Raw genomic sequence first — 25,102 nt, 5'->3', positions numbered from 1 at the left:
GGTTCGGGAGTGCATATGAGTTTATTTACAGCCTATGAGTCAGCGGCACTGACACTGCAAAATCGTATTGTTATGGCGCCGATGACAAGGGCGCGTACCACGCAACCGGGTAATATCCCTAATGATTTAATGGCGCAATATTACGCCCAGCGTGCGTCAGCAGGGCTTATCATCACCGAAGCGACCCAAATTTCTGACGACAGCCAAGGCTATTCTTTTACCCCTGGAGTTTATACCGAGGCGCAAATTGATGGCTGGAAAAAGGTTACTGCGGCGGTGCATCAAGCGGGTGGAAAAATCTTTAATCAAATCTGGCATGTAGGCCGAGTGTCCCATCCGATTTTTCAGCAGGGTGCAGCGCCGATTGCACCTTCAGCGATTGCTCCTGTTGGTACTAAGGTATGGATCGTTGATGAGGAGCATCCCGAGGGACAAATGGTAGATTGCCCCGAGCCGAGGGAAATGACGCAAGCGGATATCGACCGCGTGGTGGCCGACTTTGCCAACGCAGGGGCAAATGCCGTTGCCGCGGGTTTTGATGGCATCGAAATCCATGGCGGCAATGGTTATCTCATTGACCAATTCCTGCGGACTAATTCTAACCATAGAGCCGACGCCTACGGCGGTACGCCGGAGAAGCGTATTCGGTTTTTATTGGAAGTCGTTAAAGCGGTAAGTGCCCAGATTGGTGCCGATAAAGTGGGCGTTCGCCTTGCACCCTATGTGACCTTTAAGGATATGGCCTGCCCAGAGATTGTCGATACTATCCTGTTGGCCGCCAAACACTTATCGGCGTTGGGCGTAGCGTATTTGCACTTGTCTGAAGCCGATTGGGACGATGCGCCACAGGTGCCTGAGTCCTTCAGAATTGAGCTACGCAAAGTGTTTAAAGGCAGCATTATTGTGGCGGGGCGTTACGATGTCGAGCGTGCCAATGAGGTTATCGAAAAAGGTTATGCCGACTTAGTGGCCTTTGGTCGTGCCTTTATTGCTAACCCCGATCTGCCTTATCGATTAGCCAATCAATTGCCCTTATCGCCCTTCGATAAGGGGCCATTATTTGGCGGCAGTGCGGCGGGCTATACCGATTATCCTAGCTATCAAGCGGCACTGCGCGCCGTCATCCGCTCTAGTGATGATGAGGTGGCATAATGCAAAACCGTATTTATTGCCCTGTTTCTCCTTGGATAAAAGTAGGTTTGTGGAGCTCAGGATTACTCGGCTTAGCGCTTTTGGGTTTTGTGCTCGCCAGCCTTAGCATGACGGTGTTTGCCGCTCAAGGTGGTTCTACTCAAGCCAGTGTCGATGTCAAAACTGCCCTTACCCCTAAGGTGACGGCAATGGAACTGATCAGTGATGGTTCACCACAGGCTGAATCGATTGCCCACGCCGCTTTGCTATACGCTAGTTTTTGGGATACCGGTGACCCGACATTTGCCCGCTGGGCATTAGCGACCAGTTTTATTGATCGCACCTTGCCCGAAGGTCGTGCACAGGGGATTAGCGGACCGCTCGACGCCTCTAAAACCTTTAGGGCGGCGGTGCCAGATCTCTCGGTAACCGTTGAGCACTTGCTGGTGGTCGGTGACCGTGCGGTTGTGCGCTTCCGTTTTAATGGCCACTTTACGGGTACCTTTGGTGAACAGCGTGGTCAAGGGCAAAAAATTGATTTTCGCGCCGTAGATATGTACCGCGTGCGTGAGGGTTTTATTACTGATAACTGGCATCTAGAGGATTATCAAACGCTATTTAACCAGCTTGCCTCTAACGCTGTGACCACAGGAGCGAAGTCATGAATCAACGTCGACAATTTTTAAAGACCAGTTTACAGGCGGGCGGCGCTTTGATTGCAGGGGTAGGGCTGAGTCAGTCAGCCTTTTCAATGGGAGTTCCGAGCTTAGTGGCGGTCGATGATCAAACTCAAACTTCGGTAGGAGGCAATATGAATAAGCGTTTTTGGCCTAATGGCGAGCAACTAGTGATCTCGATATCCATGCAGTTTGAGGCTGGCGCGCAGGATAAAAACGCTGAAGGGCCGTTTCCACCAATGGAGAAAGGCTACCCAGATACGATTACTCCCAGTTGGTACGACTACGGGATGAATGAAGGGATACCGCGTTTGCTGCGTATATGGCGTAAGCACAATATTCAGGTGACATCCCATATGGTGGGCCGCGCCGCCGAATTACATCCACAACTTGCTAAACAAGTGGTGGATGAAGGCCATGAGATTTCAGGCCATGGGCAGACGTGGACGCCGCAATACAGTATGTCGCCAGCGCAGGAACGTGATTCTTATATCCAGAGTATCAATACCTTAGAAAAGATCACTGGTCAGCGTCCTGTCGGGTTTAATGCGTTTTGGATGCGCCACAGCACCCAAACCTTAAATATCCTACAGGACTTAGGTTTTATCTATCACATTGATGATTTATCAAGGGATGAACCTTCAATTATCCCTGTGCAGGGTAAACCGTTTGCCGTGGTGCCTTATACCTTGCGCAACAATGATATAGGTCGCTTTGGTGGTAACACTGCGATGACGGCTGCCGCCTTCTTACAGGAGCTTAAAGACGAATTCGATATGCTCTATCAGGAAGGAGCATCGCAGCGGCGGATGATGTCGATTAGTGTGCATGACCGTATCGGGGGCACGCCAGGTCTTGCCAATGCCTTAGACAAGTTTATTCAATACGCGAGAGAACACTCAAAAGTGGGTTTTATGCGTAAGGATGCGATTGCTAAATGGGCGCTGGCGCAAAAGGATACGCCAACCAATCCTGCAAGAACATTTTAAGAGATAAAAACACAGCACAGGGATGTGCTGTGTTTTTTACTTTCTTGGGGATATTGGCGCTTAACGCATCGCGAGCATGGCCCAAGTGCGGCGACCTTGCTCGAGAAGAATCCCCACGGCAAGCCCTGCCGCGGCGTTAATGGCTAGGCAGGTCACAGCGGTAGATAAGATCACAAAGATACAGAAGGGCTTACCATCGATTAGGCGTTTTGACCACGCCAGTTGTAAACCGCCGATGGACAGCAAACTGCCGAGAATCGCCACAGGAATAAGTCCGAGCAACCACGCAATTTGGCTATCCCAAAACAGGGCAATCACCACACAAGTACCACCGAAGATTAATGGCGCGAGGTGAGTGCGCGCGCCAAAGTGATACTGCACCGCAAGGCCTCCCGCGCCATGGCACATGGCCGCCGCCCCAAAAGGCGCGAGTAACAAATTGGCCAGCCCAGAGCTAATGGCCAAGTTTTTAGGCGTGAGTTTGGCGGCATCTTCGGGGAATTTTTCCTGCGCCATGGCCGAGGTGGCTATCACTGCATTGGTTAAGGTGAGGGCGAGCTGTGGCAGTACCAGTAAAATTGCTGCTGAACTCCACTCGTTAAGGCTAGGCCAAGCTAAATGCAGTGAGGCGCTTAAGGCGGGAATCGTCAGGCTGCTAGTTATTTCGGTTTGGCTGTTGGCTTGCCACAACATCCCAGCTGCGATAACGAGTGGCATGGCAAGGTAACGCAATGGTAAGAATTTACTCACAAACAGCAAGGCAAACGCGCCGAGTCCGAGCAACCAAAAGTCACTCATCATCTTAGTGCCCATCCACATCAATTGCAGACCAATCGCTAATTGAATCCCCACACTCACTGCTTGGGATAATTGCTTGGCAAGCCAAGTGATGGCGCCACTAAACGCTAACATTAACAGTATGATACCCATCAGCATGGCACTGGCTTGGAGCATCCCTGGCGTTAAGCCTTGGGCGATCACAAGGGCGGCGATGACCTTCATGGGCTGGACGGGGATCGGACGGCGATAAAATAAGGCGCTTAAGATGGCGAATAGGCCAAAGCCTAAAAATATCCCTTGGGGCGAAAATTGGTTTAGGGCAATTAAGCCCAAGACTAAAGGTAAAAATGTGCCTAGGTCGGCGAATGCACCGCTGGTTTCACCGAGTAAACGGTTGAGCGGTTGAGTGGGGTGCTGTGTTGGGGTTTTGCCCGCGGTCATAGAGGTTGCCACAATTGAACATTGCCTGCTTAGGCAAAATAAATGCCATAAAAATCAGTTGATTTGACTTATAAACAGAGCCAAACTCCTTTCCACGCCAATTGGTTGAGACAAACTGGGACAGTATTGTTTTTTCTCTGTGCCGATTTGTCTTTGTTGGCAGAGTATAGCTGATAAAAAAGAGAGCTTAGCCAACGGCATCAGCTCTCGAAGGTTGCAGGGGAGCGATAATCGCTTTAGCCTCGGATAGGCTTTCAGCGAGTCAGTACAATTATTGTTGTTTGTGTTTAGGGCCTTGTTTGTTTTTCATCGGGTCGCCTTGATAGCCCAAGGCTTGCCAATCGAGGCGAGTGCCTTTGTTGTGGCAGTCATTACAATTAAGTGCTTGTTCTTTTGGTGAGACCATGTGGTTGATCCGCCACCACATTTCGGTGGCAGCAAAGTCATATTCACCACTGTATTTGATGCCTTTTTCAATCATGGTGGTGTTAACCTCCATGCCCAGTTTCGCCGCTAAATTCCAATCAAACTCGCTCCAATATCCGCCTTTGCCGTAGGTTTTCGGGGTGATAAAGATATTGAGTTTTTTGTCGTAAATCTGCTTACCTGTATGTACCTTAAAGGGATAAATCTTGGCTTTAGCGTCGTTAATGTCGCCCATAGGGTAGGTCAGCTTGGTGACGACTTTCGGGTCCATCTTGTCCCCCGCCATATAAGCGTTAGCCGTGCCGTTGTACCAAGCGTACTGTGGCTTGACCATTTTTTCCCACACAAAGTCACCCTTTTTCTTCTGATAGGTGTGTTTGCCGTATTGATCTACGGTCTCAGGTTTATCATCGCCCGCAGTTGACCAATCCCAGTGCATCTTGGTTGGCTCATTCTTAGCGAAGAATGGAATATGGCAGGTTTGGCAGGCCACGGTTGCGGTATGGGTATTGAGCTTTTTGTTGCTGTGCGGCGCGCTATCGTGGCAGTTCTCACAACCTATATGGTCGATACCACCTGGAGATACCCCCATAGCATTACCCGAAATTTTATGTTTTTCAGTGGTATGACAGTTTTGGCATTGGAAGTTATTGCCGTCGCTGTCCATGTGCACATCGGTGGCTTTATCGGGATAGGCCATAGAAGAGTCGAGATCCCCGTGCTTGACCGCATCACCACCGCCACCATAGAAATGGCAGCTACCGCAGTTATCCCGCACGGGTTCACCCACGTTTTGCGCGATCTTCACCAGATCGAGTTTAGCCATAGGCTCGCCTGCACCAGCGGGGTCTTTCACATAGGTACCTGTGGTGTCGTGGCAGACAAGACAGTCCACTTTAGTTTTGTCTTTAAAGTCAAAAGTGTTGTCCTTCCAGCCATAGCCTGCGTGACAGCTAGTGCAGCGAGGCTCGTTGCTGGAAATTGACACACAGAAGTTATTGATACTGTTTTTCTTACCGCGTAATACGGTTCTATCGGGGAGCTTTTGTTCTAATTCCCATGTCCAGTGGGAGGTTTTCATCATATCTGTGGCTTGTTCTTCGTGGCAGGTTAAACACTTAGTCGTGACCTCAGAACCGGTTGCGAAGGGGCCTTTAAGGACGTCTTTATGGGGATTAGCGGCCTGCGCTTGCAACGCTATACCCGCCAAGGCAATAACAATGAGTTTTTTCATTCTGTACTCCTGCCCTCGGCGATACCGAGGGCTGAATGGCGTCTAGGTTAGAAGTTAATAGTCAGTGAGGCGTTCACATCGAAGGCCTTATCTACCACAGGCAGCATTGAGTAGGCTGAGCCCGCTAACACGTCATCGATTTTTTGTGGTGCGCCCACAGGCGTGCCGCTACCTGTGTATTCGTAGTCGTAGTAGAGTCCGGCCAGTTTGATAAACATCTTGGGATTGATATCAAAGATGTAATAGGCTTCGCCAACGTGGCCACGGGTGGCTAACTTGCTGCCAATAGGGTCATCTTGAGCTTGGGTGAAGGGCGTCCAGTATTCGGAACCATAGTTATATTCCAAGCCAAACTTGCCGTAGGGCGCGGGGATTTGAATACCCACATAGATGCCATAACCATCTTTGGTCTCGGTATCATCGCTGGTTTTCGGCACCATGATGATTTCGGTCCCAGTGCTGTTGAGTTCCGCTTCAAACACCGCATCGGATAACATGCCGCCGAACATGCCGGCATTGCCATTTGGCTCTGCGCGCGTCCAACCCAGTGACGCAAACCATTTGATATCGTTAGCTTCTTCCCGCGCAAAGCCAATGCCGCCAAGGTACATATCACCAATGACGCCGCTAGGTTGTACTCGGGTGACAAAGTTAAAGTTGTCAAACTTTTGCATATCCTGGTACATGGTGGGGGCAAAAATCCCCGCCAGTTGGGTCGGGAAGGCCATTGTGCCTTTAAAGCCGTCGTTCACGTCTTTGGCACCAAACAGGGTAAATTGCAGGAAGTTAGTGCCATCGTTAATGGCATCGATATTAAAGCCGCCGAGGTGAGTATCTTTGGTAACGATATCGCCAAACATTTCGCCATTACCCCATTGGGATTCAAAGCCTTGGCCATAACAGAAGCGAACCACTTGCCCCTCAACGCCAGTGATTTCCCCTAGGTTGTAGCCTAAGGTGGCACCGTCGAAGTTAAAGTTAACTAAATGGCCTGAAGGCGTGCCGCCACGCAGTTCGTTTTCACGGTAGTGGCTTGGTGGGCCATAGGTGGATGGGCGGCGGCCAATGGAGAGGTAAAACTCGGAGCCGTTGATGTTTTTCCAGTCGAAATAGGCGCGCTCGACCCGCAGCCAGTCACCACTGGTATTGCCGCTGCTGGTGCCATCCATTGTGAATGAGCGCCAAGAGTCGAACACTTGTACGCCGGTGGAGTCGCCCCAGTTTTTGTACATGCTCAGACGACCGGCAAAGCTGACGTTATCCCATACCTTGGCCTTAAGATTTAACCGCAGGCGAGTGGTGTAAAAGATATCGTTATCAATATCTTGGATATGTTGCTGCGCGAGTACATAGGGCATCACGCCCTGTAACATGCCATTTTGAAAGGCGGCGGCAAGGTCTGGGTTGGCTTGCATCATCTGGCCGAGTGGTGAGTTAGGATCGTTTGGCATCCCAAAGGCGCCGGACATGGCCTTGGCGCCAAAGTCATTAAAGTCCACCTTAATGGCGGGGTTCCAAACAACATCGCGGTAATGCAGTGAGTGGGCCTTGGTTCTAAAGTCGCCGGTGATTTCAAGGCGGTCTAACGAGGTGTGGCGTTCGGTTTTATCGACGCGGCTATTGAGTTCATCGAGCTGTTCGGTGATATCGGCAAGCTGTTGTTTCAGCTCGGCCATTTTTTGGGTGTCGGCTGGCGTTTCGTTGGCTGCGGCAAAGGTTTGGCCGGACATAAACAGCGCATTAGCAACCAATATCGAAATGAGTGTACGTGTACGCATAGGGTTTCTCCCTGAGTGTTCCGCTGGCACTGGCTCAAGGCTCTGTGCCAAATTTACCCAACAGGAGGCCCTGAGGTGTGCTCCCCATTTTTCTCTTATTGGGCTTGGATTTTATTTCAATGGGTTAACTTGCAGTTGCAGGCCTGCGGTTATCCCTTTGATTTAGGCTTAGCAGCAATTAACCGCAGGTTTGCGGTTGCTCCGAGTCGGCGGCATGGTCATACAGGAATTGCTGTATATCTTTGAGATCTTGCTCGGTGAGGCCGTTGAATACCTCAGGTTTGAGTTTGTGTTTATCTTTGTCGAAGAAGCGATCCCATTGGCTCATGGTTTTGCTCATTGGGGTTAGCTCGCCACCTTCACCACCTTGGCTATGGCAGGCTTTACATTCTTTTTTATAGAGGTGTTTCCCTTTTTTAGGATTACCCCCTTCGGCGGCATAGGCTTGGAGGCCTAAGCTGCTAATTAGTGCGACGGCAATTGCGATCTTAGTTGAAGTTTTCATCATCTCATCCTTTCTTAATTGTCATTCACATGACTTTGTTGGTGGAATGTGGCTATTGCTTCCACCTTGTGAATAAATTTATCAAAGGTGATGGGATGTTTATTTGAGGTATATCACTTCCATTAAAAAAATCTAATTGATAAAAATTTCATTGATAAAAATCTAATTGACTGATGAGGGAGTGACTTTGACAGATATTTACATTTTCAAAAACAACAGGTTGTTTTTACAGCTAAATTAGTGTTTTGTGTAATAGAGTGGATTTAAGGTTGTAAAGGTCTGAAAATGGATAGTGATCGAGTTAACACTTTGTAAAATTTGCAATATCTAAAGTAGTTGTTCGAAATGATTTAGCTCCATTTTCGCTTTATGGAGGGGGAGATTTTGCCTACTAGGTGTTGATAACGCTTGACTGAGTTTTAAATTTTTTAACGCAGCGGCACTCGCACACTGCGTTTCACCCATGATTCTGGCGAGGTCGCGCCAAGTAAGTCGCTTAAGGTTGCTGGCGTGTTGGCGCTAACACTATCTCACGCACACACACATTTTGCGGTTGTTGCCAAGCAAATAATGCTGCTGCGGCAACGTTTTCGGGGGCAATCACCCCGCCCATTTGTGTTTTCCAATCATGGTAACCCGCTTTGATAGCATCATCCGTGGTGTGGCTTAAGAGTTCTGTCTCGACCGCTCCCGGTGCAATAGTGATTAGGCGTACATCGTCCATTGCCACTTCTTCGCGGATGTTTTCGGTTAAGGCATGCACGGCAAATTTAGTCGCGCAATAAGCCGCATGGTTGGGGAAGGTCTTACGTCCCGCCACTGAGCTGATGTTGATAATGGTGCCCGTTTTGCGCGCCTTCATTCCGGCTAAAACTGCATGGATACCATTGAGCACGCCCATTACATTGATATTGAGCATACGGCTCCACTCGTTAGGATCTTGGGTATCGATTTGCCCAAGCAACATGACGCCTGCGTTGTTGATTAGGCAACCCACAGAGCCAAACTGTGCTTCCGCTTGATTAATCGCCGCCTTGATAGCGTCTGCATCGGTTACATCAACACTGATAGATAAACTGTTTGGTAAAGCAAGGGCTTGCATTGCCTCGACTCGGCGCGCTAACAGTAAGAGTGGGTGTCCGGCAGCACTAAAACTTTTAGCGATAGCTGCGCCAATACCAGATGAAGCGCCTGTGATCACAACGAGGGATTTAGTGGGCTTTGTCATTTGAGTTTCCTATCTTTATCTGCGAAGAATGTGGTTAATTGAGCAATATCTAGCTTGTTCATCAGTATAGAAGGGGATTTTTAGGCTGGAAAATACTTATTCCCACTGGATATGATAGGATTTGCCTATGACATATGCTGGGCAGACTGGTGAAGGCAAATGGTTGATTTACGCCTATTAAGGTTTTTATCGCAATTTATGAAGAAAACAATATTACCGCGGCGGCAACACGTTGTTATGTCAGTCAACCCTCGCTTTCCGCTGGGCTTAAACAGTTAGAGGAAGAGCTTGGCGGTGCCTTATTCGAGCGCAGTAAAAAGGGCGTAAAGGCCTTAGACAGTGCTCACTATCTTTATCCACTGGCGGTTAAGTTGGTGGAGGAGGCCAGTAAATTACCTGCTCTATTTATGGCTAAGGCGAGTCGGCAAAAGTTGCGCTTAGCCGTGATGCCCGATCTGAGTCAGCGTCGTCTTGCAGGATTATTAACTCAAATCAATCAGGCGATTAGTCATTTAGATTTAGAACTGCTGGATTATCAAAGCCCTGCGGATTGCCGATTAACTTTAGACAGTTTACGCCATGAGGATGAAGTGTTTTTTCCGCTTTGGGAGGAGGATTATGTGCTATGCGTGCCGACTGAGCATCCGCTTGCGCAGCTCAGCAGTATTCGTCCCGAAGAGTTAAGTCAGTACGATTTTATTGAGTGCCCACCCTGCGAAGCGCATCAGCAAACCATAGGCTTACTCGCATGCAGTAATTTGTCGCTTAATTTGGTGGCGAAGGCAGAATCTAAGTCTTTAGTGATGTCGCTGGTATTGGCGGGATTTGGGGTGAGTTTTCTTCCCGATGGATTAATCGAAGACGAGCCTCGGCTTAAACAGATTAAATTCGATGGGCCTCGGATGTTTCGCCGTATTGGTTTGTGTTATCCATCCCATCAAACCGTTGCGCCTACGTTGGCAACATTGCTGCGGCATTTGAGCAAAACCACGGCTTAAGCCGTGGTTTTTAATAATAGGGTTTGGCCAAACGGCTAAACCCTAGTAATCAGCAATTTAATCCTTATTCATTACTCTGTAAGTAAGGTGCTAGCTGAGTTTCAATCCTCTCGATTTCATCTTGGGCATACAACAACTCGGACTCTGTTAAGCGCGGCAGGACTTGTTGTTGATACAAAAGCTGATCGCTATTCATCCCGTATTTGCCAAAGTTGCGCAGTAATATGCTCGACCAAATATATGTCTGAACCGGTTTATCAATCGACTCATGGCGGTTGATATCAACGAGGGCTTGCATACCATCTTGGCTGCCCAAGTCGGCAGCTTTACGGTACCAAGTCTCTGCGGTTTGCAGCGCTTCGCGGCTCGGATGCTCACCCTTGCGGTAGATTTCTGCTTGGTTAAGGTAGTAATAAGCCTGCTGCTCATTGGGGATAGGATGTTGATGTAGAAAGTTATTACACAGGCTTTGGGCTTCGCGGATCTCTAAGGTTCCTAAGCGCTTACTGAGCTTCTCATATGCGTCTTGATAGTCCCTGATATGGCTCATCGCTGCGAGTTGGTAATACATTAAGGCTTTAATCGGTTGGCGCGAGACACCTAAGCCTTCTTCATAGATTTTACCTAGGCCGAATAGTGCTTCCTCTTGCCACTGGGACGCTAGCGTCTCGAATTCTGTTCTTGCCTGCTGGTAGTCATTATCCGTTTGTGGGTCGAGTAGTTTAAGGTGTGCCAGCGCTAACTTGGCAAAAACATTGTCAGCGGCGCAGGATTTTTCTAACCAATAGCGAGCCTTACCATAGTCGACGGCAAAATCTTCACCATAGAGGAAACGTTTACCTAGGTAATACTGACGAAAATCATTTTCTACGGCATATTCGCTGAGTAGGGCTTCGGCACGGACGAGATCCTTAGGGCCGCCTTGGCCTGCGGCAAGCATATGGCCTAGGTTATCTTTTGCGAGTTCATCACCGGCGGCGACGGCTTTCTCAAAGTATTCCCGCGCTTTAACATAGTCAGAAGTGACACGTTCATCGTGCCAGTAGAGTGTACCTAAGTGGTAATAGGCATCTTGGTTTCCTTGGGCGATGGCTTTTTCAAACCAGTAAATGGCTTGGCTTGCATCGGGATCGAGAAAGGGTTGTCTGAGATACAAATAGGCGAGCTCATATTGAAACTCGACTTGCCCCGCTTCTGCACTGGTTTTGAGCTGTTCTACCTGTTCGCGTAACTGCTCGGGTGTTTGTGCCTCTGTGGCGACCAAGCTAGTTAGGGTGAGCATGGGTAAATATTGCGGATCGATCTCGGCGGCTTTTCGATACCAATATTCAGATGCCTTGGGATCGGCGGGGACTTGTTGGAATCGACCCGAATACAGCTCGGCCATGGCAATGGCGGCCACGGCAAAGCCCTTATCAACGGCTTGCTGAATATAGTCTAGGCCTGAGTTGACTTCGCCCTGATTGATTAATGTGAGTCCATGATTGAGTAGCGCTGAGGGTTCCCCTGCGGTAAGCGCTTCGGCTTGAATCTTCTTTTTTTGGTACTTTGCGAAAAAAACAAAGAGTACGATAAAGGCTATAATGATAAGTATCAACAACATAGTATTCCGTCACTATCGATATTTTGGCAGCACAGTAAACTTGTAACAGACTAAAATTGCAAGTGTAGTGTTTGAAGTTAGGTCGCTAAGTCTGATATATCCCATGTGAGTGGACGTCTTTTAAAGACGTATTCGTGATGCATTGTGAAGCGTATCATGTAATAGCTCGGATTAAATGAGCGGGTTACCAGACTCGGGTATGCTATTGCCCGTATCTAAAATGGAGCTAAGTGTTTATGAGAAAGCTGTTGTTGTGCCTGTCCTTCCTTTTCACTCCCATGATGGCGTTGGCTACAAGTTATGTAGCGGGAGACGCGATAAGTCCTATTTCATTGCAAGATCAAAATGATAAGGCGGTCAGTGTTACCGAACAAACCAAAGTAGTGCTCTTTAGTCGTAGCATGAAAGGTGGCGATATCATTAAAGAAACTCTAACGCCTTTAACGGGGGATAAGTTTCCTGCGCATTTAGTTTATGTGGCTGATATCAGTGGTATGCCATCGCTGATAGCCAAATTTGTGGCTGTACCACAAATGCAGGAACTGCCTTTTGCCATTGGTTTAGACAGGGAAGGGCAGATTAGCCGCCTATTGCCCGATACCAAAGATATGGCAACCATGATTTTATTGGATAATCTCAATATTCAAGATATTGCTTACTTTGACTCCAGCGAAGCCCTAGGCCAAGCCTTAGTCAAATTAAATGAGTCACAGCAGTAAAGTCGTAGGACTACGCCCTATCTGAGGGGGAGAGATTTCCCCTCTTTTATATCTGACTAATCCTTATATAACACTACAGATGTGTTTTCTCGCTCGGTATTACTACGCCGTGGAACTTAAGGTTCATCCTATCGTTTTCTCCCTGATAATCTGCCCTTAGCTAAAGCGGGCTGCCATCTTAAAAAATTCATTTTTAGCGTTAATAAAGCTTAAGATTCTTTGCTGAACTCTTATGCATAATTATTTGTTTTAAAAATAGTTTTTTTAGGTCCAACTCGGCTTAATATTTGTTGGAATAAAAAGTTAGTTATTAAGCATAAAAATTCGTTGCGTTAACTAAAAAAATAGCGTTTACTGCGCACGTTTTTAAGACACATAACGACTTTTTATCATCTGACCCAAAGGAGACTCTGGCCCAATGAGCCAATTTCAATCTATTGATGTTGCTGACTATTATGATGCTCAAACCTTCAAACGTATTGAAGAGTTTGCGAAGGATAAAGCGACCCCGTTCGTAGTGATTGATACCAGTATCATTGCGAAACAATACGATGACATGGTTAATAGTTTTCCTTATGCCAATGTTTATTATGCAGTTAAGGCAAACCCAGCGGCTGAGATCCTGACATTACTAAAAAATAAAGGGTCAAACTTTGATATTGCCTCGATTTATGAGCTAGATATGGTTATGAATGTCGGCGTTACAGCTGACCGTGTTAGCTATGGCAATACCATTAAAAAGCGCCAAGATGTACGTGCTTTTTATGAGCGTGGCGTGCGTATGTATGCATCGGATTCTGAAGCTGACTTACGTATGATCGCCGAAGAAGCACCAGGTTCACGCATCTATGTGCGTATCCTGACCGAAGGCACAGACACCGCCGATTGGCCACTGTCTCGTAAGTTTGGTTGCCAAAATGAGATGGCTTATGAGCTGTTAGTGTTGGCGAAGGAACTCGGCTTAGAACCCTACGGTATTTCATTCCACGTGGGATCACAGCAGCGTGATATCGGTGCTTGGGATTCGGCGATTGGTAAAGTGAAAAGTATCTTCGATCGTTTGCGCGATGAGCACAATATTGTATTGAAGATGATCAACATGGGGGGCGGTTTCCCTGCGAATTATATCGACAAAACCAATCAACTCGGTGTCTATGCTGAGCAAATCACTCACTTCCTGAAGGAAGATTTTGGTGATGATCTTCCCCAAATTATTTTGGAGCCGGGTCGTTCGCTGATCTCTAACGCTGGGGTGCTGGTGTCTGAGGTGGTGTTGATCAGTAAGAAATCCTACACCGCATTAGAGCGTTGGGTATTTACCGATGTGGGTAAGTTCTCTGGTTTAATCGAAACCATGGATGAGGCAATTAAATTCCCAATCTTCACCCATAAACAGGGTGAGCTGGATAAGTGTGTGATTGCTGGCCCAACCTGCGACAGCGCCGACATTATGTATGAGCACTACAGCTATGGTTTACCGAATGACCTAGCGATTGGAGACCGTATGTACTGGTTAACCGCCGGTGCTTACACCACGACTTATTCAGCGGTGTGTTTTAATGGCTTCCCACCCCTGAAGGATTACTATTTGTAATCGGTCTTAGATAGCAACAAAAAGGGCGCTGCGGCGCCCTTAGTTTTTCCCGTGATAGCAGCTTAGCTGTGGGATTTGAGAATTTGATAGATCTCTTCTTTTAAGTGGAGTTTTTTGCTCTTGAGCTCTTTCACTGCGGGATTGAAATCACTACCGACACGTTTTTCCAGTTGTTTGATTTCCTCATCTAATTGATTGTGCTCGTTGAATTTACGTTGAAAATGAGCATCTTGGGTCTTTAAGGTGGTAATCAGATCTCGGTACTCTGGAAACATTGGCGTTCTCCTTGTCGTCTTTCTACTGTGCTTTGGTCTCGTCTTAACCCTAACCTTAGGCATAATGAATAAACGTGATATGGATCAATATTTGTCCTTCTACAGGTTAATACTAAAGCGTGATTTCAGCAAATCAGCTATAAATCAATGATCTATATCTTTTATATTGCTTGATGTGGCGATTGAGTCAGATCTGACTCACACTTTATTCCACGTAATTGATACAAGCTCACAGAAGCATCACAGATTTGCTATCTTTGTGATCAAGCTGTAATAGATTTGGTAATTACATTACGGATGAACAATTCTTCTTGCCGATAATTCTGTGATCAAGTTAACCTTCACCGCTTCGATACTAGGTTAAAGTCGATTATATAAGAATTTTACTATCAAAAATGAAAGGGGTTTTCACGATGGCTGATGTATTTCATTTAGGTTTGACCAAAGCGATGCTCGATGGCGCTACGTTGGCGATTGTGCCAGGCGATCCTGAGCGTGTAAAACGTATTGCTGAGTTAATGGATAATCCAACGTTTCTTGCAAGCCACCGCGAGTACACCAGCTACTTAGCGTATGCTGACGGTAAGCCAGTGGTGATTTGTTCTACCGGTATCGGTGGTCCATCAACATCGATTGCGGTAGAAGAGTTAGCGCAATTAGGCGTGAATACCTTCTTACGTGTTGGTACTACAGGTGCGATTCAACCCCATGTGAATGTGGGTGATGTGATTGTGACTCAAGCGTCAGTGCGTTTAGATGGCGCGAGCTTACATTTTGCACCAATGGAGTTCCCAGCAGTGGCTAACTTTGAATGTACCACAGCTATGGTTGCTGCGTGCCGCGATGCGGGCGTAGAGCCACATATTGGTGTTACCGCATCTTCAGATACCTTCTATCCAGGTCAAGAGCGTTACGACACTGTCACTGGCCGTGTGACCCGCCGTTTTGCTGGTTCAATGAAAGAGTGGCAAGAAATGGGCGTGCTGAACTATGAAATGGAATCAGCCACCCTATTTACTATGTGTGCGACTCAAGGTTGGCGCGCTGCCTGTGTGGCGGGTGTGATCGTAAACCGTACTCAACAAGAAATTCCTGATGAAGCAACAATGAAGAAAACCGAAGTCAGTGCGGTTTCTATCGTGGTTGCAGCGGCTAAGAAGTTACTCGCGTAATCTTGGTTCAATATCACTCCCCTGCAAAGCGAGTGGCTCAATAACAAAAAAGGTGCCTTGGGCACCTTTTTAATTTTCAAAAGTAACTTTGACTTTTGCCAGTCACTGTTAGAAGTGGTACTGAGCAATCACAGAGTAAGTGTCTTGGTCGATACCTTTCACGCCGTATTTATTGGTCCACAGATCGTACTCAATACCTACCAGCAGTTTATTTGCCTTATGGTCACCAAATAGGCTCTTACCTAAATCGTATTTAAGCTGAGGGTTAAAGTGGAAGTTCTCTTCATAACCACTGTTGTCTGTTGCAAATACCCAATCGATAAAGCCATCGAGAATGATGTTAGCAGACCCTACAGGGATATCGATTCTGAATACTGGGGTGAACTGCCAACCATCACTGATGTTGCCTGAGCTCATCGCATCGCGACGATAGGTGTTGAAGTTAAGGTAAGTAAAGTAAGGCACGGCAACATCGACCCCTAAGCCATAGAGCAAGCTATGCACAGGGCCTTCACCTTCTTCGTAGGTGAGGGCTAATGAAAGATCGGTAATTGGGCCGAAGGCAATCTTTTCGCCGAGGATTTTACTCGCGCTAAAGCGCGGTGAAATCTCTCCGTAGGTGGTGCTATCCATGCCCGTGTGGTCGCCTTTGAAATAGATAAAATCTTGGAAGGCAAACCAATCACCGTATTTCCATGCACCAGCGGTTTCGAGTGTGACTGTCGTTTGCTTGTCCGAAGGAGCCAAGTCGTAGTCTTCGCCATAAAGGGCGGTTGCACTGAAATCCCACCACTGTACTAAGTCACCAGCAAATGCTTGAGGTGAAAGCATTAATGCTAGACATAGGCATGTCTTTTTCATTGTTATTTCCTGTTGTAGGGGTAGAGGTTAATAAGGTTGTACTCAGTTCCTGCTCTGTGCACTGTATGGCAAAGCGACTCAGGTGTTGTGTCTTGAGTCGACCCCCGACAGAGAGCTAGGTCAAAAGTGCGGGCAATATATGCAAAAATTTACAATTATTCAAAGTTTTTATCGAATGTTGTTGTGAAAATCACATAATCATATTGTGGGTTTGTGTTTGCTTAATTTATTGATTTTGTATGATTATTTATTGTTTTCATTCTTGTTTGTTGATGTTTTAAGCTAACTTTTTGAATTGATTGTGCTTAATTTTAGAACAGAAACCCATAGCGTTTTCCCTATAAAGCGATTCAGCCTATTAGTCAGCTTCAGTTATTTCCCTTGCTGTCGTTTAAAAATCGGCGTATAAATTTATGACATATTATGTCGCGCGTCTGTTGTTCTGCTGCTATAGTGCTGCACTGGATGCTCTCATTTCAGGGGGAAATATGGAGTTTTCGAATCTGATTGTCATCTGGTCTATTATCGGGATTATCTTGATGCTAGCGGAACTGGTGATACCCGGAGGTATAGTTGTGCTTCTTGGTGCCGCCTGTTTAGTGGTCGCAGGTGCCTTAGGTATTGGCCTAGTGGAAGGCTTAGTTCAAAGTCTGACACTGTGGTTTATGTCGGCCATTGTCCTATTGCTTGCCTTTCGGCAAGTCACACAAAAATTGGTCGGTGGGGATTCCCATGTGGACAACACCGATGAAGAACTTGATATCTACAATCAAATCGCTCGAGTGAAACAAACCATAGGCCCAGGACAATCGACAGGAAGAGTCGAGTTTCAAGGGAGCGAATGGCCCGCATTGGGGGATGGTAGTGTCATTGCTGCGGGCTCTGAGGTCAGGATTATCTGCCGTGAAAACATTGCCCTAGTGGTTGAGCCTGTTCATCAGGCAACGTCTCAAAACTAAAGGATGAGTCTATGTTTGTGTTTACCTTAATCATTTTATTTGTCTTGTTTATTCTCTATAAGCTCATGCTAATAGTGCCAATGCGTGAGGTGCATGTCATTGAGCGTTTAGGGAAATTTCGCACTGTGTTACAACCGGGATTTCATTTCTTAATTCCCTTTTTCGACCGTGTGGCCTATCGCCACGATACCCGTGAGCAAGTGCTCGACGTGCCGCCACAAAGCTGTATCTCCAAGGATAACACTCAGCTTGAAGTGGATGGTTTAGTGTATCTCAAGGTTATGGATGGAAAACTAGCGAGCTACGGTATTGAAAACTATCGTAAAGCTGCCGTCAATCTGGCGCAAACTACGATGCGTTCTGAAATCGGTAAGCTCACTTTGAGTGAAACCTTTTCCGAGCGTGACCGCTTAAACGAATCCATAGTGCGCGAGATTGATAAGGCGTCTGAGCCTTGGGGGATCAAAGTGTTACGTTATGAGATCCGCAATATCACGCCATCGCGCCACGTGATCCATACCCTTGAAAAACAAATGGAAGCTGAGCGCCGTAAACGCGCTGAAATTACCCTAGCCAATGCTGAAAAGGCTGCGATGATCAATATGTCAGAGGGTGAACGCCAAGAAGCGATTAACATTTCTGAAGGCCAAAAACAGAAGCGTATCAACGAAGCTAAGGGTACAGGCCAAGAGATTGCCATTATTGCTAAGGCAAAGTCCGAAGGCATGGCAATGATTTCCCAAGCGTTAGCGGTTAATGGCGGTACCGATGCGATGAATATGTTGTTAAAAGAGCAGTTTATTGCTCAGGTTGGTAAGATCCTCAACGATTCGCAAGTGTCGGTCGTCCCGGCTGAAATGGCAAAACTCGAAGGATTCTTCGAAGGAATGGAACAAGTCACCCAAACCGTGGCTGGCCATAATGCAACTAGCAAAGGAGCTCGCTAATGGAAATCCCATTGAATACTGATGTCGCAGTAATGGTTATTTGGGGACTGATTTTCGCCATATTTGTGATTAAGCTGTTCCAATCCATTCGCTTAGTCCCGACTAAATCGGCCTATATCGTTGAGCGTTTAGGTAAGTACCACTCGACGTTAGATGCGGGTTTCCACACCCTGATCCCATTTGTCGATAAAGTGGCTTATATCCATGACTTAAAAGAAGAGACTATCGACGTGCCACCACAGGAGTGTTTCTCGAGCGATGAGGTGAATGTGGAAGTCGATGGGGTGATTTATATCTCTGTTACCGATCCTGTGAAGGCAAGCTACGGCATCACCGACTATCGTTATGCGGCTATCCAGCTGGCACAGACCACCACGCGCTCAGTGATCGGCACCTTAGATCTCGATCGCACCTTCGAAGAGAGGGATGTGATTTCCGCTAAGGTAGTGGAAGTGCTCGACCAAGCAGGCGCCATGTGGGGGATCCGCGTGCATCGTTATGAGATTAAAAACATTACGCCGCCCGAGACGGTGAAAAACGCCATGGAAATGCAAGTGAATGCCGAGCGTGAGCGCCGTGCATTACTGGCAAAGAGTGAGGGTGATAAGCAGAGTAAGATCAATCGTTCCGAAGGGATTAAAGCGGAAACGATTAACCGTTCTGAGGGGGAAATGCAGCGTCGTATCAACGAGGCCGAAGGTAAAGCGGAGGAGATTTTAACGCTGTCGCGTGCCACGGCGGAATCGATTGAACGTTTAGCAACAGTGATTGCCGCTCCTGGTGGCCATAACGCACTGCGTATGCAACTCGGTGAGCAGTACTTCAAGCAGCTTGATGGGTTAAGCCAAAAGTCTAGCCGTATTGTGTTGCCCGGTAATATGGTCGATTTCGATTACTGGATGAATAGCATAGGCTTAAAAGAGAAAGCTTAAGACACTAAACCATGCAGTTGCTTAAATATTCATAAGCTTAAGCACCAATAAACCTAAGGCCAAATAGTGATATTTGGCCTTATTTTTTGCGGTTTTGCATAGGAGTGACAAGGATGATTGGTTGAAAATGTTTCGGACGAATGCATCTAATTGACGCGGTACAGGGGGAATTCAATGAAGCCATCCGTTGGCGTTACATTGTATTAAGACTAAGCGCGTTAATAGGCCAAACGTTCAGAGATTTCAGAGTGGGAATGGGTTTCGATAAGCCGCGCGATAGTGTCTTGTTCAAGTACTGCTAAGGCGGAAATTTCGTTGTAAATCTTATCCTGCACATCTAAAGGCATGTGAACATGCTCCATAAACATCCGGATACTTAAGGCGTCACCACTTTTGAACAGTTGGCTAAATTCAGAGGCTTCGATCTCGATTAATGCATTCATAATACTTCACCCTGAGGTTGGTTTTTGGAGAGTAGACAACAGGTTTTGCTGTTTATTAAGAGATACGCCTAAGTTTGATCTAGGTCAATTAAACGCCATATTAATCTTTCTTAATAAACAAATTTATTGTGTAAAAATAGGTGGTTATAAATTCCATAAAATGAAATTGTGACTTATACCAATCACATTAAATATCTAATCAGTTCAGAGCCTCACAGGCATCTCAATCCAAGGCGCATTGACGAAGAAATGGTTATTCCCTTTTAAGTCAATGTAACACGGGAGTGAGATGCCTGTGAGGCTCCCGAAGGGCGGGGTTGAACGTGCTTTATACTGCGTTTAAGGCTTTCGACAGAGCGCCACTATGCCTTCAAGCCTTCGCCTTGTCTAAAGCCCGTTTAACTCCCGCTGAATGAACAGATATTTAATACGATTGGTATTAGCTCAATGTTTAAAACGAGGCGGAAGAGGGTGGTTGGAAGCGGACTTCAGTTGGCAAGAAGATAAAAAATCGCGGCGCGTGATGGCTCACGCGCCGCGATTCAGAGACCCATTTCCGAGTAGGATTACTTAGGAATGGCTAAGAGTTGGCAGCCATTGATCCCTGCATTTTGCAAGGTGTGACGCTTACGCTCGGCATCACGTTTGCGCTCATAAGGCCCGAGGATGACTTTGTACCAAGTGCCTGAGGTGCCCTCAATTTGTCTGACCTGCGCTTCTAATCCTTGGAATGCAATCACGGCCTTCATCTGGTTCGCCTGCGACTCCTGACGGAATGAGGCGCACTGCAATTGATATTGCTGTGGAGCACGCGTTGCCACGACATCAGGAATATCCACTTCGACGTGTTTATTCTCAAGCTCGTCCAGATAGGTCCATTCTTCCTTGGGTTTAGGCGGCAAGGCATTCGGATCTTTCTTCGGCACTTCAACTACCGGCTGTTCCTCTACCGGAGCGGCGACGGCGACTTCTTGGCGCTCAACCTCTTTAACCTTTGGCGTTAGCGTTGCAGCGGGTTCTTTTGCCTTCACTTCTTTTTCTGTTTTGACTTCTACAGGCGCTTCCTGCTTGGCCGTGTCTTTAATGCTCCACAGAAAATAGCCAAAACTGCCTACAGCAATAAAGGCAAACAGGATCAAAGGAATAGGAAGTTTACGGCTAGGCGGGGCCTTTTTAGCCGCAGGCCTTGCGCGTGTCGCGCGGATCGGGCGCGGTTTTGCGCCCGATTGCGGTCTTCTGTTGGCATAGTCACGATTGCTCATGGCTTACATCCGTTCTAGGGTTTCGATACCTAGTAGATTTAGGCCTTTTTGCAGAGTGCTCGCCGTCAGTTGTGACAGCAGTAAACGACTGTGTTTTTGCTCGTCGTTATCGGCTGCAAGCACTGGGCAGGCCTCATAGAAACTAGAGAAAGCCCCTGCTAATTCATAGAGGTAACCGCAGAGCACATGTGGTTGGCCTTTGTCGATAACACGGCTTAGGATTTCACCAAACTGCGCTAGTTTGTTGCCTAGATCTTTCTCTTTTTCGTGGTCGAGTACGATTTTGGCTTGGCTTAAGTCAACATCGGTCGCACGCTTAAAAATGCCAGCGACACGGGTGTAAGCGTATAACAGGTAAGGCGCGGTATTGCCTTCAAAGCTCAGCATTTGCTCGAAGCTGAAGATGTAATCGCTGGTACGGTTTTTCGATAGATCAGCATATTTCACCGCGCTGATCCCAACTACGCGGGCAATCTCTGCAAGTGTCGCTTCATCCATATCTGGATTCTTACTGCGAACTAATTCCAGCGCGCGGCTGTTGGCTTCGTCGAGCAGATCAACTAATTTCACCACGCCACCAGTACGGGTCTTGAACGGACGACCATCTTCGCCATTCATAGTACCAAAGCCTAAGTGCTCGAGTGACATATCCTCGCGGACAAACTTGGCCAGTTTGGCAAGGCTAAACACTTGCTGGAAGTGCAGTGCTTGGCGTAAATCAACAAAGTACAGCACGCGGTCGGCTTTGAGTACACTTGAGCGGTAACGCATCGCGGCTAAGTCGGTTGTGGCGTACAGGTAACCACCATCGGCTTTTTGAATGATAACCGGCAGTGGTTCGCCTTCTTTTGTGCGGAAGGCCTCTTGGAAGACCACTTTGGCGCCGTTACTTTCAGTCAATAAACCTTGGGCATCTAAATCTTTAACAACTTGCTCTAAATCGGCGTTGTAGGCGCTTTCACCGTGCACGTCGGCGCGGGTTAAACTCACCCCTAAACGCTCGTATACTTCGTGGCAGTGGCTTAGCGAAATATCGTTAAATTCGCGCCACAGTTTGTTGCAGTACTCATCACCGGATTGCAGTGCAACCACGAGCTGACGGGCGCGGGTCGCGAACTCAGCCGATTCGTCGAAACGCAGTTTGGCGGCGCGGTAGAAGGTTTCGAGATCCGATAACTCTAATTGGGCTTGTTCGCCATTGGCTGCACGTAATTCTTCCATGTAAGCCAGCAACATACCAAATTGGGTGCCCCAGTCGCCCACGTGGTTTTGACGGATCACTTTGTGACCTAAAAACTCGAGGGTGCGCACCACGCTATCGCCGATGATGGTTGAACGCAGGTGACCTACGTGCATCTCTTTGGCGAGGTTTGGTGATGAATAATCCACCACAACAGTTTGTGGTGCGGGTAATTTGATCCCTAAATGCGCATCGCCAATCGCGGCTTGTAATTGGTTAGCCAGTGCGCTGTCATCGATGAAGAAGTTGATAAAACCTGGGCCTGCGATTTCAACTTTTGCCACATAGGCGGAGGCGGGAAGGTTGTCGATGATCAGCTGTGCTAATTCACGCGGATTTTTACCCGTTGCCTTGGTTAGCATCATGGCTACGTTGGTTGCCAAGTCGCCATGGCTCTTATCCTTGGTTCGATCTACTTGAATTCGGGCCTCAAAATCCGCAGGTAAAATACCTTGTTGTTTAAAGGATTCGATGGTTTGGTCAAGTAATGATTGGATATGTGATTTCATGGGTTAATTAGCTACTAACTTTAAGAGTGAATACAGGGAATAACCGCGTATTTTAGCCGTTTGTGGTGACTAATTGCTATCTTCCCGATGATTTTTTATCAAATTATTGAATCACAACAGATCCTGCGGATCCCTATCTAGGCTCCAGCGGCAGCGTTTGGCTTCGGGCAGTTGTTCCACAAGCGGATAAATACGCTCAAACTCCTGCTGTAATCTATGTCTATGTTTGGCTTGAAACATCAACTGGCGGCGGAACTTACCGGCCTTTCGATCGAGTGGCGCGGGCATTGGGCCGATAATCTCAAACTCTTTATCTTGGGGCAGCAAGGATGCAAACGCATTAAGAAAATTGTCAGCATCTAAGGCAGAATGCGCCTCGGCGCGCACCAGTACCATATGCCAAGCGGGTGGCAAGAGCGCCATTTGCCGTTCTTTTAATTGACTGCGGGCAAATTCGCCATAACCGCGGTGGAGTAAATCCCTAAGGATCGGGTTATCACTCTGGTGAGTTTGCAGAAGCACTGTACCGGGTTTATTGGCCCGCCCAGCGCGGCCCGCCACTTGGGTATAAAGCTGGCCGAAGCGCTCTGGCGCCCTAAAGTCGGCGCTAAATAGCGCACCATCGACATCGAGTAAGCCCACTAAGGTAACATCAGGGAAGTGGTGCCCTTTGGCCAGCATTTGGGTGCCAACCAAGATTTTATATTCGCCCTTATGAATCGCACTTAAATGGTTTTCTAGCGAACCTTTAAGGCGGGTGGTATCGCGATCGATACGCACCACTGGATATTTTGGAAACTCCAATTGCAGTGCTTCGGCGAGCTGCTCGGTACCAATACCTTGGCCCATCAACATGGTACTGCCGCAATTATGGCATTGCCTTGGAATGGCATATTGATTACCGCAGTGGTGGCAGCGAATTTCCCCAAGGGATTGATGCACGGTAAAAAATGCATCGCAGCGGTCGCATTCATGTAAGTGGCCACATTCATGGCAGAGCAGCGCTGGCGCAAAGCCGCGGCGGTTTAAAAATAGTAATACCTGATTTCCGGCTTCTAAATGGCTGCGGATCTCGTTGATAAGTGGTGCCGACATGCCCGCCTTGAGGGGCAGGTTTTTAATATCGATAATACCTTGGCGTACTTTTTTAGCATTGCCAGCCCGCTCACCGAGTTGCAGATGATGATAACGACCACTGAGCGCATTTTGCAGGCTTTCTAAGGAAGGCGTTGCTGATCCTAAAATCACTGGGATTGATTCTAAATGCCCACGCATTACCGCTAAGTCGCGCGCATGATAACCAACGCCTTCTTGCTGTTTAAAGCTGCTGTCGTGTTCTTCGTCGAGGATGATTACACCGGGAAATGCCATCGGCGTAAACAATGCGGAGCGAGTACCAATGATGATGGCCGCTTGGCCACAGCGAGCTTGTCGCCAGGCTTCGAGGCGCTGATTGTCGGTTAAACCTGAGTGCAGCACGGCAACATTCACCTTAAATCGGCGTTTAAAGCGATTGATGGTTTGCGGCGTGAGGCCAATTTCAGGCACTAGAATAAGTGCTTGTTTACCTTGTTTAAGGATATGTTCGAGCAAGGCTAAATAGACTTCTGTTTTACCCGAACCGGTAATGCCCTCGAGCAGAGTACAGTGATATCCTTGTTGCTGCGTTAATACCGTTACGGCAATTGCTTGCTCTTTATTTAGCCTGTGGGGCGTTTCATCGAGCTCGAGTTGGCTGCGCCAATCGAGATTGAGCTCGGCGAGTTTTTCGTGGCGGGCAATCCAGCCTTTATCTTCTAAGGTTTTGAGCGCGGTCTTGTTCAGCGCTAGGCTGATGACTTCTTCCTGGGTGAGACTGGTTTGTTTTAGCTGTTCGAGTAATTTTTTTTGAGCGGGCGCGCGTTTTAAGGTTTCTGGCGCAATATTGCTGCCTAGCTCTGTGATGTGCCAGTACTGGATTTTTTGTGGCGCGGCATCTAGGCCCTTGCGCAGTGCTACAGGTAATGCTTGGGTGAGCATTTGGCCTTGGCTGCAAAAGTAGTATCGGGCTGCCCATAGGGTTAATTTATAGAGCGATTCTGGCAATAAGGGCGTGTCATCAATAAACTCTATAACGGATTTCAGTTGCGTTGGCGCCAGATCGCAACTGTCGGTAATCGCGGTAACGAGCCCAATAAGTTGTTGTCGTCCAAAGGGGACTTTGACCCGAACGCCAATTTGTGGCTTGGCTTGGGGGCTATCATCGCTTTGCTCGTTTGTCTTTACGCGATAAGTAAAGTTTTGCCGCATAGGCACAGGTAACGCAACTTCAACAAACAGTGACATATGCTGGGCGAGTCTAAAAGGGAAATGAGGTTTAGTGTACTCAGCGCGGCTAGCAAGGGCTAGTCCTAATGACA

Annotated in this window: 22 protein-coding genes and 1 pseudogene; 11 read left to right on the top strand and 12 right to left on the bottom strand. The window is 47.5% G+C overall.

Annotated features, from left to right (window positions below; all coding sequences use genetic code 11):
* The first annotated feature begins 15 nt into the window (after nucleotides 1-15).
* Genes AEA42_RS14035 through AEA42_RS14025 form a run of 3 tightly spaced genes read left to right on the top strand, consistent with a single transcriptional unit; the run spans nucleotide 16 to nucleotide 2,797 of the window.
* Complete coding sequence (locus AEA42_RS14035; protein WP_055648055.1) at nucleotides 16-1,152, top strand: alkene reductase; 1,137 nt, start codon at nucleotides 16-18, stop codon at nucleotides 1,150-1,152.
* Nucleotides 1,152-1,796, top strand: coding sequence for an ester cyclase (locus AEA42_RS14030; RefSeq protein ID WP_055648054.1), 645 nt, complete (start codon nucleotides 1,152-1,154; stop codon nucleotides 1,794-1,796). Before AEA42_RS14035 ends, AEA42_RS14030 begins: the two co-directional genes overlap by 1 nt.
* Nucleotides 1,793-2,797: a polysaccharide deacetylase family protein gene (locus AEA42_RS14025; RefSeq protein ID WP_055648053.1), complete on the top strand. Its 1,005-nt coding sequence runs from the start codon at nucleotides 1,793-1,795 to the stop codon at nucleotides 2,795-2,797. Before AEA42_RS14030 ends, AEA42_RS14025 begins: the two co-directional genes overlap by 4 nt.
* 60 nt (nucleotides 2,798-2,857) lie before the next feature.
* Here AEA42_RS14025 and AEA42_RS14020 read toward each other — a convergent pair whose 3' ends face one another.
* From AEA42_RS14020 to AEA42_RS14000, 5 genes are all read right to left on the bottom strand, one after another.
* Nucleotides 2,858-4,018, bottom strand: coding sequence for a putative sulfate/molybdate transporter (locus AEA42_RS14020; RefSeq protein ID WP_055648052.1), 1,161 nt, complete (start codon nucleotides 4,016-4,018; stop codon nucleotides 2,858-2,860).
* 271 nt (nucleotides 4,019-4,289) lie between these two features.
* Nucleotides 4,290-5,678 carry a tetrathionate reductase family octaheme c-type cytochrome gene (locus AEA42_RS14015; protein WP_055648051.1) on the bottom strand — a complete coding sequence of 463 codons (1,389 nt, stop codon included), beginning with the start codon at nucleotides 5,676-5,678 and terminating at the stop codon, nucleotides 4,290-4,292.
* 47 nt (nucleotides 5,679-5,725) lie between these two features.
* Nucleotides 5,726-7,456, bottom strand: coding sequence for a DUF3373 domain-containing protein (locus AEA42_RS14010; protein ID WP_055648050.1), 1,731 nt, complete (start codon nucleotides 7,454-7,456; stop codon nucleotides 5,726-5,728).
* 178 nt (nucleotides 7,457-7,634) lie between these two features.
* Nucleotides 7,635-7,964 (bottom strand): c-type cytochrome, encoded by a 330-nt coding sequence (locus tag AEA42_RS14005; protein ID WP_011718452.1) that lies wholly within the window; start codon nucleotides 7,962-7,964, stop codon nucleotides 7,635-7,637.
* A 493-nt stretch (nucleotides 7,965-8,457) separates the two neighbouring features.
* Complete coding sequence (locus AEA42_RS14000) at nucleotides 8,458-9,189, bottom strand: SDR family oxidoreductase (RefSeq protein WP_055648049.1); 732 nt, start codon at nucleotides 9,187-9,189, stop codon at nucleotides 8,458-8,460.
* 176 nt (nucleotides 9,190-9,365) lie between these two features.
* Between AEA42_RS14000 and AEA42_RS23105 the strand changes: the two are divergent.
* Both AEA42_RS23105 and AEA42_RS13995 read left to right on the top strand, forming a co-directional pair.
* Nucleotides 9,366-9,458 (top strand): annotated as a pseudogene (locus AEA42_RS23105) (LysR family transcriptional regulator); the annotation flags it as partial.
* A gap of 105 nt (nucleotides 9,459-9,563) precedes the next feature.
* Nucleotides 9,564-10,187 (top strand): LysR family transcriptional regulator substrate-binding protein, encoded by a 624-nt coding sequence (locus AEA42_RS13995; RefSeq protein WP_231640397.1) that lies wholly within the window; start codon nucleotides 9,564-9,566, stop codon nucleotides 10,185-10,187.
* A gap of 64 nt (nucleotides 10,188-10,251) precedes the next feature.
* On the opposite strand, the gene AEA42_RS13990 is transcribed toward AEA42_RS13995, so the two are convergent.
* Complete coding sequence (locus AEA42_RS13990; RefSeq protein WP_055648048.1) at nucleotides 10,252-11,790, bottom strand: tetratricopeptide repeat protein; 1,539 nt, start codon at nucleotides 11,788-11,790, stop codon at nucleotides 10,252-10,254.
* 236 nt (nucleotides 11,791-12,026) lie between these two features.
* On the opposite strand from AEA42_RS13990, the gene AEA42_RS13985 reads away from it, so the two are divergent.
* Together AEA42_RS13985 and AEA42_RS13980 are read left to right on the top strand one after the other, a co-directional pair.
* Nucleotides 12,027-12,509 carry a hypothetical protein gene (locus tag AEA42_RS13985; RefSeq protein WP_037422362.1) on the top strand — a complete coding sequence of 161 codons (483 nt, stop codon included), beginning with the start codon at nucleotides 12,027-12,029 and terminating at the stop codon, nucleotides 12,507-12,509.
* A gap of 418 nt (nucleotides 12,510-12,927) precedes the next feature.
* On the top strand, nucleotides 12,928-14,103 hold the full coding sequence (locus AEA42_RS13980; RefSeq protein WP_037428201.1) for a type III PLP-dependent enzyme: 1,176 nt from the start codon (nucleotides 12,928-12,930) through the stop codon (nucleotides 14,101-14,103).
* A gap of 62 nt (nucleotides 14,104-14,165) precedes the next feature.
* Here the strand turns inward: AEA42_RS13980 and AEA42_RS13975 are convergent, their stop codons facing one another.
* The gene (locus tag AEA42_RS13975; RefSeq protein WP_037428200.1) at nucleotides 14,166-14,378 is read right to left on the bottom strand and encodes a DUF465 domain-containing protein; all 213 of its coding nucleotides are present in this window, start codon (nucleotides 14,376-14,378) and stop codon (nucleotides 14,166-14,168) included.
* Between the two features lie 413 nt (nucleotides 14,379-14,791).
* On the opposite strand from AEA42_RS13975, the gene udp reads away from it, so the two are divergent.
* Entirely contained in the window at nucleotides 14,792-15,550 is a 759-nt protein-coding gene (gene udp / locus AEA42_RS13970; RefSeq protein WP_037422367.1) for a uridine phosphorylase, read from the top strand.
* Between the two features lie 108 nt (nucleotides 15,551-15,658).
* Here the strand turns inward: udp and AEA42_RS13965 are convergent, their stop codons facing one another.
* Nucleotides 15,659-16,411 (bottom strand): outer membrane protein OmpK, encoded by a 753-nt coding sequence (locus AEA42_RS13965; protein WP_055648047.1) that lies wholly within the window; start codon nucleotides 16,409-16,411, stop codon nucleotides 15,659-15,661.
* Nucleotides 16,412-16,899: 488 nt separating this feature from the next.
* On the opposite strand from AEA42_RS13965, the gene AEA42_RS13960 reads away from it, so the two are divergent.
* Genes AEA42_RS13960 through AEA42_RS13950 form a run of 3 tightly spaced genes read left to right on the top strand, consistent with a single transcriptional unit; the run spans nucleotide 16,900 to nucleotide 19,249 of the window.
* The gene (locus tag AEA42_RS13960; protein WP_055648046.1) at nucleotides 16,900-17,370 is read left to right on the top strand and encodes an NfeD family protein; all 471 of its coding nucleotides are present in this window, start codon (nucleotides 16,900-16,902) and stop codon (nucleotides 17,368-17,370) included.
* Between the two features lie 11 nt (nucleotides 17,371-17,381).
* Entirely contained in the window at nucleotides 17,382-18,317 is a 936-nt protein-coding gene (locus AEA42_RS13955; protein ID WP_037422376.1) for a slipin family protein, read from the top strand.
* A complete protein-coding gene (locus AEA42_RS13950) occupies nucleotides 18,317-19,249 on the top strand; it encodes a stomatin-like protein (RefSeq protein WP_037422379.1) in 933 nt (310 codons plus the stop codon). Before AEA42_RS13955 ends, AEA42_RS13950 begins: the two co-directional genes overlap by 1 nt.
* A 218-nt stretch (nucleotides 19,250-19,467) precedes the next feature.
* Here AEA42_RS13950 and AEA42_RS13945 read toward each other — a convergent pair whose 3' ends face one another.
* The 4 genes from AEA42_RS13945 to priA all read right to left on the bottom strand — a co-directional run bounded on the left by AEA42_RS13945 (nucleotide 19,468) and on the right by priA (nucleotide 25,028).
* Nucleotides 19,468-19,692, bottom strand: coding sequence for a hypothetical protein (locus tag AEA42_RS13945; protein WP_023266915.1), 225 nt, complete (start codon nucleotides 19,690-19,692; stop codon nucleotides 19,468-19,470).
* Between the two features lie 566 nt (nucleotides 19,693-20,258).
* Nucleotides 20,259-20,954: an SPOR domain-containing protein gene (locus AEA42_RS13940; RefSeq protein ID WP_037422384.1), complete on the bottom strand. Its 696-nt coding sequence runs from the start codon at nucleotides 20,952-20,954 to the stop codon at nucleotides 20,259-20,261.
* Between the two features lie 3 nt (nucleotides 20,955-20,957).
* A complete protein-coding gene (gene argS / locus AEA42_RS13935) occupies nucleotides 20,958-22,703 on the bottom strand; it encodes an arginine--tRNA ligase (protein ID WP_055648045.1) in 1,746 nt (581 codons plus the stop codon).
* Between the two features lie 111 nt (nucleotides 22,704-22,814).
* Nucleotides 22,815-25,028 (bottom strand): primosomal protein N', encoded by a 2,214-nt coding sequence (gene priA, locus AEA42_RS13930; RefSeq protein WP_055648044.1) that lies wholly within the window; start codon nucleotides 25,026-25,028, stop codon nucleotides 22,815-22,817.
* Between the last annotated feature and the right edge of the window lie 74 nt (nucleotides 25,029-25,102).

The sequence above is a fragment of the Shewanella sp. Sh95 genome, assembly GCF_001308045.1.
Taxonomy (GTDB): domain Bacteria; phylum Pseudomonadota; class Gammaproteobacteria; order Enterobacterales; family Shewanellaceae; genus Shewanella; species Shewanella xiamenensis.
The sequence above is the reverse complement of the archived record's forward strand: the minus strand, read 5'-3'. Positions and strand labels throughout refer to the sequence as shown.

What these genes read in the sequence shown, in the direction of transcription:
- AEA42_RS14035 (WP_055648055.1), top strand. Translation starts at nt 16, where the DNA reads ATGAGTTTATTTACAGCCTATGAGTCAGCGGCACTGACACTGCAAAAT.
- AEA42_RS14030 (WP_055648054.1), top strand. Translation starts at nt 1,152, where the DNA reads ATGCAAAACCGTATTTATTGCCCTGTTTCTCCTTGGATAAAAGTAGGT.
- AEA42_RS14025 (WP_055648053.1), top strand. Translation starts at nt 1,793, where the DNA reads ATGAATCAACGTCGACAATTTTTAAAGACCAGTTTACAGGCGGGCGGC.
- AEA42_RS14020 (WP_055648052.1), bottom strand. Translation starts at nt 4,018, where the DNA reads ATGACCGCGGGCAAAACCCCAACACAGCACCCCACTCAACCGCTCAAC.
- AEA42_RS14015 (WP_055648051.1), bottom strand. Translation starts at nt 5,678, where the DNA reads ATGAAAAAACTCATTGTTATTGCCTTGGCGGGTATAGCGTTGCAAGCG.
- AEA42_RS14010 (WP_055648050.1), bottom strand. Translation starts at nt 7,456, where the DNA reads ATGCGTACACGTACACTCATTTCGATATTGGTTGCTAATGCGCTGTTT.
- AEA42_RS14005 (WP_011718452.1), bottom strand. Translation starts at nt 7,964, where the DNA reads ATGATGAAAACTTCAACTAAGATCGCAATTGCCGTCGCACTAATTAGC.
- AEA42_RS14000 (WP_055648049.1), bottom strand. Translation starts at nt 9,189, where the DNA reads ATGACAAAGCCCACTAAATCCCTCGTTGTGATCACAGGCGCTTCATCT.
- AEA42_RS13990 (WP_055648048.1), bottom strand. Translation starts at nt 11,790, where the DNA reads ATGTTGTTGATACTTATCATTATAGCCTTTATCGTACTCTTTGTTTTT.
- AEA42_RS13985 (WP_037422362.1), top strand. Translation starts at nt 12,027, where the DNA reads ATGAGAAAGCTGTTGTTGTGCCTGTCCTTCCTTTTCACTCCCATGATG.
- AEA42_RS13980 (WP_037428201.1), top strand. Translation starts at nt 12,928, where the DNA reads ATGAGCCAATTTCAATCTATTGATGTTGCTGACTATTATGATGCTCAA.
- AEA42_RS13975 (WP_037428200.1), bottom strand. Translation starts at nt 14,378, where the DNA reads ATGTTTCCAGAGTACCGAGATCTGATTACCACCTTAAAGACCCAAGAT.
- udp (WP_037422367.1), top strand. Translation starts at nt 14,792, where the DNA reads ATGGCTGATGTATTTCATTTAGGTTTGACCAAAGCGATGCTCGATGGC.
- AEA42_RS13965 (WP_055648047.1), bottom strand. Translation starts at nt 16,411, where the DNA reads ATGAAAAAGACATGCCTATGTCTAGCATTAATGCTTTCACCTCAAGCA.
- AEA42_RS13960 (WP_055648046.1), top strand. Translation starts at nt 16,900, where the DNA reads ATGGAGTTTTCGAATCTGATTGTCATCTGGTCTATTATCGGGATTATC.
- AEA42_RS13955 (WP_037422376.1), top strand. Translation starts at nt 17,382, where the DNA reads ATGTTTGTGTTTACCTTAATCATTTTATTTGTCTTGTTTATTCTCTAT.
- AEA42_RS13950 (WP_037422379.1), top strand. Translation starts at nt 18,317, where the DNA reads ATGGAAATCCCATTGAATACTGATGTCGCAGTAATGGTTATTTGGGGA.
- AEA42_RS13945 (WP_023266915.1), bottom strand. Translation starts at nt 19,692, where the DNA reads ATGAATGCATTAATCGAGATCGAAGCCTCTGAATTTAGCCAACTGTTC.
- AEA42_RS13940 (WP_037422384.1), bottom strand. Translation starts at nt 20,954, where the DNA reads ATGAGCAATCGTGACTATGCCAACAGAAGACCGCAATCGGGCGCAAAA.
- argS (WP_055648045.1), bottom strand. Translation starts at nt 22,703, where the DNA reads ATGAAATCACATATCCAATCATTACTTGACCAAACCATCGAATCCTTT.
- priA (WP_055648044.1), bottom strand. Translation starts at nt 25,028, where the DNA reads ATGTCACTGTTTGTTGAAGTTGCGTTACCTGTGCCTATGCGGCAAAAC.